This window comes from Bradyrhizobium cajani, assembly GCF_009759665.1.
In the GTDB taxonomy this organism is placed as follows: domain Bacteria; phylum Pseudomonadota; class Alphaproteobacteria; order Rhizobiales; family Xanthobacteraceae; genus Bradyrhizobium; species Bradyrhizobium cajani.
In genome coordinates this window covers 141,009-153,196 of record NZ_WQNE01000020.1, presented here as the reverse complement: position 1 = coordinate 153,196, position 12,188 = coordinate 141,009, and the positions used below count along the sequence as shown (strand labels likewise).

Genomic DNA, 12,188 nt, shown 5'->3' with positions numbered 1-12,188 from the left:
ACATGGGGCGGGGGATTGAAGGCTGGGGCAAGGTGACGAGGTCCGGACTCCTAGGCACTCCGGACCTCGAAACTTTTCAGATTGAACGCGACACGCGCCGTCCGGCTGGATTCAGCCGGACGGCGCGTTGTCGTTTCGGCGTCGTCGCCCGCTTCGGCGCTCAGCGCGTTTGCGGCTCGATCGTCACGGTGCAGTCGCCCTGCCCTTGCGTCGCGACCACGATGTCGCCCGCGGCGGTGCCGAGGGCAATCGGCGCGGATGAGCCGCCGCCAGGCATCTGGACCGTCACGCTCAGGGACTCGGTCCGCGCGGTTGAGCCGACGGTTGAGGGTTCGGCTTCGGCCACGTTACCCGAGGCATCACGCCGCATGATACGGCAATTCACATTGCTCGCGCCGGCCGCCGCCATGCTCGACGAGGCGCTGCCGCCCATCTGCGCGCGGGCGCGCGAGGGATCGCGAGGCACCTGGCTGACGATGCGATGTGTCCGCGGCTCCACAATGACGACGTCTTCATCCGTGGCGAAGTACTCGTAGTCCCGATATCCAGGCTCGATCGACACGATCTCGGGCGGCAGCCTGTGCAGTCGCACGCGTGAAGGAATCGTCTCGCCGACCCGGATCGAAATGTTCAGATTGCGCTCCGGCTGTGCCAGGCGTGCGCGGCTCACCGTCTCGGAGATCCGCACCTGCTTCTCGGAATTCACCTGGGCCTGCTGGTTGACCTGCGTGTCGGTCCGGGTCGTCTGATTGGCTTGATTGGTCTGCGTGCTCGCAGGAGGCGCGGTCTGCGCGTTGGTGGACGGAGCCGTCCGGCTCGTATCGGTCGCGGTAGCCGGCCGGTTGTCTTGCTGCGCCGGCCGCTGTTGCTCCGCCGCGTTGCGCGGAGGCTGGTTCTGGTTGCGCTCGTTCTGCTGGGCCGCGGGACCGGTCCTCGACTTCTCGGACTCGGCCGTTGATTTCTGCGGCGCAGACTTGTCCTGCTTGGTCTCGGCGCTGCTCTTGTCGCGCTCGCGACCCTGCTTGGCGCGCTCGACCTCACGGTTGCGGTCGCGCGCAGGCTCGCGGGATTCTTGCGCCTGATCCTTGGCCTTCTCCTTGGCCTTCGGCTGATTGCGCTCGGCAGCGGTCGCGGGCTGGTTCTTCTCATCGCCGGCCTGGTGCCTGGCCCCGCCCTTGTCCTCGCGGCCCGCGCCCTGCAGTCTTTCCTGAGCGCCCTGCGCGCGCTCTTGAACCCGTTCCTGAGCCGATCCACCGCGCTGCTGCGTTGCGCCTCTCGCCGGTTCCTCGGATCGTTTCGGCTCGTCTCTCCGCTCGCCCGGCGCCTGTGCGTAGGCCAAGCCTGAGGCCAGCATCAGTCCGATCGCGGCAGTCGACAACATCAAGTGTTTACGCATGGTCCCTCTCCTCAAGAACTCGCAAACATCACAGGCGAACGTCCTGTGGATGCGAATGTTCCTGAGCAGGAACGGCAGCCGGCGGGTGTCAGTTCGGCACGTTCCGCTCGAGATCCTCGAGCCAGGCAGCCGCGCTCGAATCCGATGGCGCGCGCCAGTCGCCGCGCGGCGACAATGAGCCGCCGGCCGAGACCTTCGGTCCGTTCGGCATGGCCGAGCGCTTGAACTGGCTGAAGGCGAAGAAGCGACGCAGGAACACCTCGAGCCAGCGCCGGATGTCTGGAAGCTCGTAAGCCCTGCGCCGGTCGCTCGGGAATGCCGGCGGCCACTCGCCCTTGGCGACATCCTTCCAGGCATGGAGCGCCATGAAGGCGATCTTGGACGGCCGCATGCCGAAACGCAGCGTGTAGAACAGGTTGAAATCCTGGAGCTCGTAGGGCCCGACCGACGCTTCCGTGCTCTGCGGCTTCTCGCCGGGCTGCACCGGCACCAGCTCGGGCGAAATTTCGGCCGCCAGGATCGAGCCCAAGGTCCGGTTGACCTCGTCGCTGAACTGTCGAGAGGCGATCACCCAGCGGATCAGGTGCTGGATCAGCGTCTTCGGCACGCCGGCATTGACGTTGTAATGCGCCATCTGGTCGCCGACGCCATAGGTGCACCAGCCGAGCGCCAGTTCAGAGAGATCGCCGGTGCCGATGACGATGCCGCCATGATGGTTGGCGAGGCGGAACAGGTAGTCGGTACGCAGGCCCGCCTGCACGTTCTCGAAGGTGACGTCGTAGACCTTCTCGCCCTTACCGAAGGGATGGCCGATATCCTTCAGCATCTGCGTGGCCGTGGTGCGGATGTCGAGCTCCTGCGAGCTCGTCTGCAACGCCTTCATCAAAGCCAGCGCATTGGTCTTGCTCTCGCTGCCGGTGGCGAAACCCGGCATGGTGTAGGCGAGGATGTTTTCGCGCGGCAGGCCGAGCAGATCGACCGCCTTGGCGGCCACGATCAGCGCGTGGGTGGAATCGAGCCCTCCCGACACGCCGATCACGACGCGCCTAGTGCCGGTCGCGCGCATGCGCTGCACGAGGCCGGCAACCTGGATGTTGTAGGCCTCGTAGCAATCCTGCTCGAGCAGGCTCTCGTCGCTCGGCACGAACGGAAAGCGCTCGACCTTGCGCAACAGACCGATATCGGCGGCTGGCGGTTGCAAGGCGAACGTGACCTTGCGGAAGAACGCCTCGCGCTGACGGCGATTGTCGTCGAACGTGCCCATCAGCGCGCGTTCCTGCCTGAGCAGGTCGAGATCGACGTCGGCCAGCGTGATCTGGCCCCCCCGGCGGAACCGCTCGCCCTCGGCCAGCAGCACACCGTTCTCGTAGATCGAGGTCTGGCCGTCCCAGGCAAGATCGGTGGTCGATTCCCCTGCTCCCGCGGCGGAATAGACATAGGCGGCGAGGCAGCGCGTCGAAGTCGACTGGCACAGCAGCGCGCGCGAGCGCGCCCGGCCGATCGTGATCGGGCTGCCCGAGAGATTGATCAGGACGCTGGCGCCCGCCAGCGCGAGCTCGGATGCCGGCGTCACCGGGATCCACATGTCCTCGCAGATCTCGACGCCGATGGTGAGGCCCGGGACGTCCTCGGCCGAGAACAACAGGTCGACGCCGAACGGCGCGCGCAGAGCGCCGATTGCGATCGTCTCACCGACCATGCCGGCGCCGGAGGCGAAATGCCGTCCCTCATAGAATTCGCGATAGGTCGGCAGGTAAGTTTTGGGTACCACGCCGAGGACGTTGCCGCGATGAATGACGACGGCGCAATTGTAGATGCGGGCCCCAAAACGCAGCGGTGCACCGACGATCAGGACCGTCATCAGCGCCGATGAAGCCTCGGCGATCGCGGCGAGCCCACGCTCGACCGCATCGAGCAGTGGGTCCTGCTTCACCAGGTCCTCGATCGCATAACCGCATAGGCACAGCTCGGGAAAGACGGCGACCGCCACCGACTGTTCGTGGCAGGCACTGGCCGCCGCCAGGATTGCCCTTGCGTTGGCCGAGGGATCGGCCACTTGGGAGGTGGTGACGCAGGCCGCCACGCGCGCAAATCCATGGGCGTAGATCGAGTGGAAAGTCATCGAGCGCTGTACCCTTAATCTCGTCGCGAGCCGGCAGCCTCAGCCGTCGGCTCTGGACCATATGTAACCCATCGACCTGGCCCCGTGCAGACCATCCGCCGTCATGCATAACGGAGTTGCGCGCCGACCTGCGCTGCGCGTGGCGATGTCAGGCGCGGCGGGCCAGCACGCCGGACAGATCGTCGCGCAGCCATTTGGCGATCCGGGGCCAGGCATGCGCGTGGGTCCGCGCGCCCATGAACAGGCCGAGATGGTTGCTCGGTTCGGAGGCCGCAGCAATGAAGGCCGGCGGCGTGCCGAGCAGACCCGCGGTGGCGAGCGCCTGCGCGGCCGGCACGACGTCGTCGTCGAGCCCGGCCAGCAGGAACACCGGCGCCTTGACGTCCTTCAGATCGATCTCGCGGCCGAGAGCAACGAACTTGCCGCCCGCGATCCGGTTCTCCCGGAAAATCCGGTTGACGATCTCAAGATAATAGGTCCCGGGCAGGTCAAGCATCTCCGCGTTCCAGCGATCGAACCGCGCAAGCAACGCTCTCCCCTCCTCGTCCGAGAGGTCTCTCTGCAATGCCAGCGCGACATCGTCGGGACCCGGCGTCTTCGACCAGAGCCGCCGCATCTCCTCGCCGCTGACATTGCCGCCGCCGCGCGCGACGAGCTGGTCGTAGACCATTTCAGGCGCGTTGCGGGTCAGCCGCGACAGTGCGGAGTTGATGGAGAGATCGACCGGCGCGCCGACCAGGACCAGCCGCCGCACCTTGGCCGGAAAGCGCGCCGCATAGAGCAGCGACAGCCAGCCGCCCTGGCACAATCCGACGAGATCGACCGGCGCGCCGATCTCGTCGACGGCGACGTTGAGATCGCCGAGATAGCTGTCGATCGAGAGATAGCGCATGTCCGGCGTAGCCGACCGCCAGTCGGTGAGATAGACCCGGCCGATGCCGCCGTGCTGCAGCGACTGCACCACGCTGTGGCCGGGCGCGAAGTCGGCGATCAGGGCCCGATGCAGCGCATAGGGTGCGCAGACCAGCGCCGGCTGACCGGACCGCGACTGTGTGCAATCGCGCAGGCGCATGGTCGCAAGCTCCAGCGCAACCGTGTTGGACGTCGTCCATGGCAGATTGCTGTCCCCCTGCTCCGCGGGTCCGCGCTCCAGCCACCAGAAACAGGCATCCATGGCGAAACGCGCCGCCGCAAACGGCCATAGCAGCGGATCGTCGGGGGCCTGATCCGGTCGTCTTCGCTGCTTGTCCGTTTTCTCCACCACGCCCTATCTCGCGATCCTCACAGGAATGCCTCGAAGCTGATCACCGAAATGCCGAGCTCCGCAAAGCTCCGATGGGCCGCAGCCACCGAGCCGTCCAGGTCGATGCCACGGCAGGCGTCCTCGATGACGGCCACCTCGAACCCCGCCTTCCGGGCGTCCTCCGCCGAGAATCGCACACAATAGTCGAGCGCCAGACCGGCGACGAAGACGGTCTTCAGATCCCGCTCGCGCAAATAACCGAGTAGGCCCGTCGGCGTCCGGTGGTCGTTCTCGAACAGCGCCGAATACGAATCGATGCCGCGGCGGAAGCCTTTGCGCACCACGAGGCTCGCCCGGGTGAGGTCGAGATCGCCATGGAATTCGGCGCCCGCCGTGCCCTGCACGCAATGCGCGGGCCAGAGCACCTGGGTGCCATAGTTCAGCTCGATGGTCTGGAACGGTTGCTTGCCCGCATGGTTCGGCGCGAAAGAGACGTGATCCCTCGGATGCCAGTCCTGGGTCAGCACCACATTGGCGAATTTTTGGGCGATGCGGTTGATGGCAGGCACGACCTTCTCGCCGTCGGGAACGGCGAGCGCCCCGCCGGTGCAGAAATCGTTCTGCACGTCGATCACCAGCAGCACGTCGCGGTTGGAAATCTTCATCGCAAGGCCCCATTCCATCCGTCCGGCGGAACGAGCGCCGAACGCTCCCTCCAATGTCGATCTTCCCGCGCGGCTTCGCAACCACCGCTCCATGCGGCGAGATCGCGCGAGCGGCGCAGCCGTCGCCCTCGGAATGCAACGGTTTGACCTAATCCGTGTTGACTAGCTGCACCCAAGGACGGATTCTAAAAAGTCGATGCAGCGGAGGAAAGGGTTCCCGCGAGCCGGCAAGGCCGCGGCAGCCAGATGGACATGAATATCGGCAGGACAGGACATATTCTTCTCGCCGATATCGGCGGCACCAATGCGCGCTTCGCGCTAAGCCAGGCCGCCCAGACCGGGCCGATCGATTACGTGAAGGTCGCTGACTTCCCGACCGTCCGGGAGGCCATCGCCGATGTTCTGGTACGGCACGGCGGCGAGCCCCCCAGCAGGGCCGTGCTGGCCGTCGCGGGTCCGGTGACCAACAACCGCTGCGTCATGACCAACAGCCCGTGGGTCATCGACGGCAACGAGCTTCAGCCCGCCCTTGGTTTCGACAGCGTCCACGTGCTCAATGATTTCGAGGTGGTGGCCTGGTCCCTGCCCGCCTTGCAGCCTGCCGACCTGATCCCGCTCGGCGGACAGGATGGCCTCCCCGGAGAGCCGTTGCTGGTGGTCGGGCCCGGAACCGGCTTTGGCGTTTCCTGTCTCGTCGAGCGCCATGGCGCACGGCTCGCCGTCGTCACCGAGGCGGGACACGCGACCCTGCCGGCGGAGAACGAGCGCGAAGAACGCGTGATCGCCACCTTGCGCCGACGCCTCGGCCACGTCTCCATCGAACGCGGCGCGCTGTCCGGCTCCGGACTGCAAAATCTCTATCAGGCACTCGCCGAAGTCGATGGCGCGAAAGTGCCGCAACGGGATGCAGCGGCCATCACCAAGGCGGCCCTGGACGGCGATTGTGCGGTCAGCCGCGCGACGCTGGAGATGTTTTGCGCCATCCTCGGTTCGGTTGCGGGCAATCTCGCGGTGACCTTCGGTGCACGCGGCGGCGTCTATGTCGCCGGCGGAATCGCCCCGCGCTTCCCCGAGTTCCTTGCGGCCTCTGCGTTCAGGGCACGCTTCGAAGCCAAGGGGCGCTTCCAGGATTATTTGCGCAACATCCCGACCAGGCTCGTCGTGAAGCCCGACGCAAGTTTCGTCGGCCTGAAGATGTTCGCCGACCACAATCTGGCCTGATCGCCTCCTCCGTCCGCCGGTTCCGGCAATTCACAGCTGATTCAGCAAACGCAGGGTTCCACCCACGATCGTGCTTGCCTGCACGTTTCCGATGAGAAACAATTCAACCGTGCGTGGTGAAGTTGCGGGGGCGTGACATGCGTAAACCGGATGGGCGCAATCAGGATTCGGGCTTCGACTATCACCGCTATCACCGCCTGCTGACCGAGGCGGACGACGAGGACAAGCGGCTGGCCCTGATCGAGCTCCTGATCGAGGAGAAGGCGCGCGACAGGCTCGCCGCGCAACGTGCCTCGGACCGCGCCGCCATGACGGCCCTCACCATTGCCACCGTGCTGAGGAATGGACGCAACTGAGACTTGCGGGATCGCGTGCTGCTCGCGGCAGCCGCGCAATCGACCGCGATTCCGTTAACGATCCCTCGCAAGCCGGCAGCGTCTTCGCCGTCGCTCAGTGCGGCGTCTTCGCTGTGGCTTCGGGAAACAGCGAGTCGATCATGGCCTTGAGCTGATCGATCGAAATCGGCTTGCGCAGGATAGGCCTGCGGCGGAGCAAGGACGGCAGCAATTCCGGCCCGTAGCCGGTGGCGAACAGAAACGGCTTTCCGCGGCGCTCGATCAGGTCGGCGACGGGATCGACGTAGAGGCCCATGAGATTGATGTCGAGGATGGCGAAATCGTATTGCGCGGTCATCGCAAACGCGCTCGCGTCCCGCACATTGTCCGCTTCCGCAACGACATGGTGGCCGAGTTCCTCGACCATGTCGGCGATCATCATCCGGATCAACGCCTCGTCTTCGACCAGGAAAACGGAGAGTCCGTCCGCCATATCAACCCCGCAGCCATCACGTGAAGCTAACCATAACCCAAACTGCGGGAGGATTCACGAATTCGTGGCAGCCGGCGTTAATTCAAGCGGCCTCAATCCGATTCAACTTGATCAATCCAGCCCACGCTCGTGGCTCAGACGGACCATCTCCTGGATGAAGACCTGCTTCTGCTTGTCGTCCAGGCTCGAATAGAGCGGTTCGGCGGCATCGGCAACGTTGCGCTGATCGGCGGCGCGGTCGATCAGGAACTGCGACTCGTTGCGCATCTGCTCGATGATGTCGTCGGGCGGATCCCGCTTGGCGCGCGCAACTCGCAGGTTGAGCCGCTCCGCACCATTATGCCCCAGGTAGTGCATGGCGCTCGAGAAGCCGTACCAGTGCTTCTCCTGATCAGGCGTGAGGTTCAACTCGGTCTTGATCCGCTCGATGTAGGAATCGCTGTTGGCGACGATCTGTTCGGCGGTCTGTTGCGGCGCGCCGGGCTGGGTAAGGACCGTGACGTCCTTATTGTCCTTGGTGTCCTGCGGCGCGTTCTTGGCTTCCTTGCTCGCCTTGGCGCCCTTCCCGGCCTTGGCGCTCTTGGCATCCTTGTCCTTGCCGCCCGACTGCTTGGCATCCTTGCTTGAATCCTTGGCAGCCGGCGCCTGGTTGGCATTGTTGTTGCCGACGCCGAGCACGCCGGTGAAGACCCCGACCACGCCGCCGATGGCGCCGCCGAGCACGCCACCGACCGGACCGGCCGCCTTGTTCCCGGCTGCGGCGCCATCCTGAACACCCTTGACCAAGCCCTGAGCGTTCGCCACCGCGGCTGCGCCGAACAGCAACGCGAGCACGGACCCCAGCGCGAGCCATCGCCGGATGTGAAGCCGTGCTGAAGGCGCCGGGTTGATCATTCTCGTCTCCATCGTCGATCTGACTGGCCTGTCCGGGTCGGAGCCAGCCGCTGTTGCAACTCTATCGTTTTCGCCGCTTCGCGGTCCAGCCGGAGCCAATCGCTGTCCACGTCCGAAAAGTCTTTCGTGCGAAGCGGTTATGCAGGCTTATTCGAAACTGCGGCGTAATTGCGCACGGATCCTCCGGGCCAGGCTTGCTCGAAGTGTGCGTCGCAAAACGAGCGACGGCGGTTCACGTTGGCGCGCGACACGGAAAGCGGCCGCGACATTTGCAGGCACAACGTTAGTTCTAGACAATCCTCCTTCGGCTTTCTCGACAGACGCGGTCAATCATGATCTGATCGCGCTACCAATTTGCCGAGTATCGCGATCTGCCATCGAAGCTGACGGCACCGACAAGAAACGTCCGACAAGAAACTCCAACAAGAAAAGCCAAGCAAAAACTCGGAAGAGTTCAGAGGAAACACCAGAACAAAAAAACCCAAGCGAGGAAACGAGATGTCACGCAAGACACTGACGCGACGTCAATTTGTGGCTGCCACTGCAATGTCCTCCGCGGCGCTGATCACGGCGCCCTATGTCCGGGGTGCCTACGCCGCCGGCAAAATCTCGATCGGCTTCTGGGACCACTGGGTGCCGGGTGCCAACGACGCCTCCACCACCATGGTCAAGGCCTGGGGCGAAAAGGAGAAGGTCGAAGTCTCGATCGACTACATCACCAGCAACAACAACAAGATCCAGCTCACGGTCGCAGCCGAAGCCCAGGCCAAATCTGGCCACGATATCCTGCAGATGCCGACCTGGTGGCCGCACGCCTATGCGGAGAGTCTCGAGCCGGTCAACGACGTCATGGAGCCGCTCATCAAGCAGAACGGCGAGGTGAACGGCACCACCAAATATCTTGGTCAGGCCGGCGGCAAATGGCTTGCGGTGCCCGCAACCCCCGGAAGCCAGATCAAGGGCCCCTGCTCCCGCATCGATCTGATGAAGAAGCACGCCGGCATCGACGTCCAGGAAATGTACCCGGCGGGCGCACCTGCGAAGGCGGACAATTGGACGATGGAGACCTTCCTGAAGGCGGCCGAGGCCTGCCAGAAGGGCGGCAACCCGTTCGGGATCGGCCTCGGCGAAACCACCGACAGTGTCGACACGGCCGGTGCGATCTTCCAGTCATTCGGCGCGGAACTCGTCAACGCCAAGGGCGACGTCACCGTGAAGACCGATGCCGTTCGACAGGCCCTCGAATACTACAAGAAGCTGATCGCCTTCCTGCCGCCGGATGCTCCGTCCTGGGACGACGCCTCCAACAACAAATGGCTGATCTCGGGCCGCGGTGCGATGATCCTCAACCCGCCGAGCGCCTGGGCGGTCGCCAGGCGCGACGCACCGCAGGTCGCCGAACAGTGCTGGACGCACGGCTTCCCGGCCGGCCCGAAGGGACGCTTCGCACCCTTCCTGCCGTACTTCTGGGGGCTCTGGAGCTTCAGCAAGAACAAGGAGGCGGCCAAGAGCCTGCTGACCTATCTGTCGCAGCCGGCATCGATCGAGAAATTCGTCGCGGCGAGCGGCGGCTACGACCTGCCCGCCTACGCCAACATGACGACGCTGAAGACCTGGGCGGAGGAAGGGCCGCCGAAGGGGACACTCTATCACTATCCGAACCCCAACAACCACCAGACGCTGTCGATCGCAGCGTCTCCGGCGCCGCCCAAGGTCGCGCAGCAGATCTACTTCCAGGCGACGTTGACCAAGATGGCACTGCGCTATGCGCAGGGCGAAAAGATGGAGGCCACGCTCGCCTGGGCCGAAGGCGAGTGCGAGGGCTTCATGCGGAGTTGATGCCGGGTATGTGCGAGGCGGCTCACGCTTGATGCGTGAGCCGCCACACATCACGTGCCGCCGCCTATCGCAGGAAGCCGACCGATCGGGCCGGCTTCGCCAGTCGACAATTTTCGAGAAAGCTATGCCATGGCCGATGCCGTCGTTGAGCAAGGTCCCACAGTCCGTGCGGCGCGCGCGCGCAAGTCGACGAGCCTTCGCAATGCACTGGGACGAAAATCGACGGTCGCGTTCTTCCTGACGCTGCCGCTGATCCTGCTGATTGCGCTGCTCGTACTCTATCCCGCCGTCTACTCCGTCCATCTCGCGACGCTGAACAAGTCGATGCAGAAGTTCGTCGGCTTCGGCAACTTCCTGTTCCTGTTCAAGCGGGACACGTTCTGGATGGTTGTGAAGCAGTCCTGCATCTTTGCCGTCACGGCCGTGTTCTTCAAGGCGCTGATCGGATTCATCGTCGCCCATTTCGTCCACAACATTCCGGCCAAGGGCCAGCGCAAATGGCGCGGCATGCTGCTGGTGCCCTGGGTCATCCCGCCAGCGATGAGCACGCTGGCCTGGCTGTGGCTGTTCGACCCCTCCTACAGCGCCTTCAACTACACGCTCTCCTTCTTCGGCATCGGCCCGATCAACTGGCTCGGCGACAATCTGTGGGCCCGTTTTTCCGTCATCCTCGTCAACATCTGGTACGGCGCGCCGTTCTTCATGATCATGTATCTGGCCGCGCTGAAGTCGGTCCCCGACCAGCTCTACGAGGCTGCGGCAATCGACGGCGCCAATTGGTGGCAGAAGATCTGGTACGTCACCCTGCCGATGATGCGCAACATCATCGCGATAACGGCGCTGTTCTCGCTGATCGTGACCTTCGCCAATTTCGACATCGTGCGCATCCTGACCTCGGGCGGCCCGCTGGACCAGACGCATATCTTCGCGACATGGGCCTTCAAGGTCGGCATCGAGGGCAGCGACATCCCACTCGGCGCCAGCGTCTCGCTGTTCATGGTGCCGATCCTCGCCATCGCAGCGATCTTCATCCTGCGCGATGTCTCCAAACGCGGGAACGAAGCCTGATGAGCACGCTTGCAATCGACAAGGCCGGACCGTCGCGGAAGGTCAAATATGGCAGCATGAGCCGCGACCGCGCCTGGGCGCTGCGCTGGTCCTACTTCTTCCTGGTGCTGTTCGCGATCTTCTTCCTGACGCCGCCGGTGTACATGCTGATCACCTCGCTCAAGAGCAGCGCGGAGATCTCGGCCGCGACCAATCCATGGTGGGTGTTTCACCCGACCCTGTCGAACTATGTCGAGCTGCTGACCTCCAACCAGTTCCTGCGCTTCTTCTGGAATTCGTCGATCGTGTCGCTGGCGGTCGTCCTCGTGACCATGCTGATCAGCGTTCCCGCTGCATTTGCATTGGCGCGCATGAAGTTCTGGGGCTCGACGACGCTGGCGACGGGCGTCTTCCTCACCTACCTCATTCCGGACAGCCTGTTGTTCATCCCGCTGTTCAAGATGCTGGCGTTGGTCCAGGATTACACGGGCATCACGCTACTCAACAGATGGTACGTGCTGCTTTTCATCTATCCGACGCTGACGGTGCCGTTCTGCACCTGGATCATGATCGGCTATTTCGCCTCGATCCCGAAGGAGCTCGATGAGGCCGCCCTCATCGACGGCGCTTCCTGGCTCCAGACCCTGACGCGGATCTTCATCCCCGTCGCGCTGCCCGGGCTGATCGCCGCGACCATCTTCGCTTTCACGGTGTCCTGGGCGCAGTTCCTCTATCCCCTGGTGTTCACGACGTCGGTCGACCAGCTCGTGCTGCCGGTCGGCATCACCACCACGCTGATCAAGGGCGACGTGTTCAACTGGGGACAGATCATGACCGGCGCGCTGCTTGGCGCTGCGCCGCCGCTGATCATCTACGCCTTCCTGATGGACTACTACATTGCCGGCCTGACCGCCGGCGCGACAAAGGGTTGAT

Annotated in this window: 11 protein-coding genes; 5 read left to right on the top strand and 6 right to left on the bottom strand. The window is 64.2% G+C overall.

Features of this window, described 5'->3' with window-relative positions; genetic code table 11:
• Nucleotides 1–160 precede the first annotated feature (160 nt).
• The 4 genes from GPL20_RS23390 to pncA form a co-directional block, all read right to left on the bottom strand.
• Nucleotides 161–1,396 carry a DUF1236 domain-containing protein gene (locus GPL20_RS23390; protein ID WP_157331983.1) on the bottom strand — a complete coding sequence of 412 codons (1,236 nt, stop codon included), beginning with the start codon at nt 1,394–1,396 and terminating at the stop codon, nt 161–163.
• 88 nt (nt 1,397–1,484) lie between these two features.
• The gene (locus tag GPL20_RS23385; RefSeq protein ID WP_157331981.1) at nt 1,485–3,518 is read right to left on the bottom strand and encodes an NAD(+) synthase; all 2,034 of its coding nucleotides are present in this window, start codon (nt 3,516–3,518) and stop codon (nt 1,485–1,487) included.
• A 148-nt stretch (nt 3,519–3,666) separates the two neighbouring features.
• A complete protein-coding gene (locus GPL20_RS23380) occupies nt 3,667–4,782 on the bottom strand; it encodes an alpha/beta fold hydrolase (RefSeq protein WP_254126424.1) in 1,116 nt (371 codons plus the stop codon).
• A 17-nt stretch (nt 4,783–4,799) separates the two neighbouring features.
• Complete coding sequence (pncA, locus tag GPL20_RS23375; protein ID WP_157332017.1) at nt 4,800–5,444, bottom strand: bifunctional nicotinamidase/pyrazinamidase; 645 nt, start codon at nt 5,442–5,444, stop codon at nt 4,800–4,802.
• A 234-nt stretch (nt 5,445–5,678) separates the two neighbouring features.
• On the opposite strand from pncA, the gene glk reads away from it, so the two are divergent.
• Together glk and GPL20_RS23365 are read left to right on the top strand one after the other, a co-directional pair.
• The gene (gene glk / locus GPL20_RS23370) at nt 5,679–6,647 is read left to right on the top strand and encodes a glucokinase (protein WP_157332015.1); all 969 of its coding nucleotides are present in this window, start codon (nt 5,679–5,681) and stop codon (nt 6,645–6,647) included.
• Nucleotides 6,648–6,784: 137 nt separating this feature from the next.
• Nucleotides 6,785–7,003, top strand: coding sequence for a hypothetical protein (locus GPL20_RS23365; RefSeq protein WP_157331979.1), 219 nt, complete (start codon nt 6,785–6,787; stop codon nt 7,001–7,003).
• A 94-nt stretch (nt 7,004–7,097) separates the two neighbouring features.
• Here the strand turns inward: GPL20_RS23365 and GPL20_RS23360 are convergent, their stop codons facing one another.
• Complete coding sequence (locus GPL20_RS23360) at nt 7,098–7,475, bottom strand: response regulator (protein WP_157331977.1); 378 nt, start codon at nt 7,473–7,475, stop codon at nt 7,098–7,100.
• 111 nt (nt 7,476–7,586) lie between these two features.
• Entirely contained in the window at nt 7,587–8,369 is a 783-nt protein-coding gene (locus tag GPL20_RS23355; protein ID WP_157331975.1) for a Spy/CpxP family protein refolding chaperone, read from the bottom strand.
• Between the two features lie 498 nt (nt 8,370–8,867).
• On the opposite strand from GPL20_RS23355, the gene GPL20_RS23350 reads away from it, so the two are divergent.
• The 3 genes from GPL20_RS23350 (at nt 8,868) to GPL20_RS23340 (ending at nt 12,187) form a co-directional block, all read left to right on the top strand.
• Nucleotides 8,868–10,208 (top strand): ABC transporter substrate-binding protein, encoded by a 1,341-nt coding sequence (locus GPL20_RS23350; RefSeq protein ID WP_157331973.1) that lies wholly within the window; start codon nt 8,868–8,870, stop codon nt 10,206–10,208.
• Between the two features lie 129 nt (nt 10,209–10,337).
• Complete coding sequence (locus GPL20_RS23345) at nt 10,338–11,276, top strand: carbohydrate ABC transporter permease (RefSeq protein ID WP_157331971.1); 939 nt, start codon at nt 10,338–10,340, stop codon at nt 11,274–11,276.
• Entirely contained in the window at nt 11,276–12,187 is a 912-nt protein-coding gene (locus GPL20_RS23340; RefSeq protein ID WP_157331969.1) for a carbohydrate ABC transporter permease, read from the top strand. The genes GPL20_RS23345 and GPL20_RS23340 overlap by 1 nt, the downstream gene beginning before the upstream one ends.
• Nucleotide 12,188 lies beyond the last annotated feature (1 nt).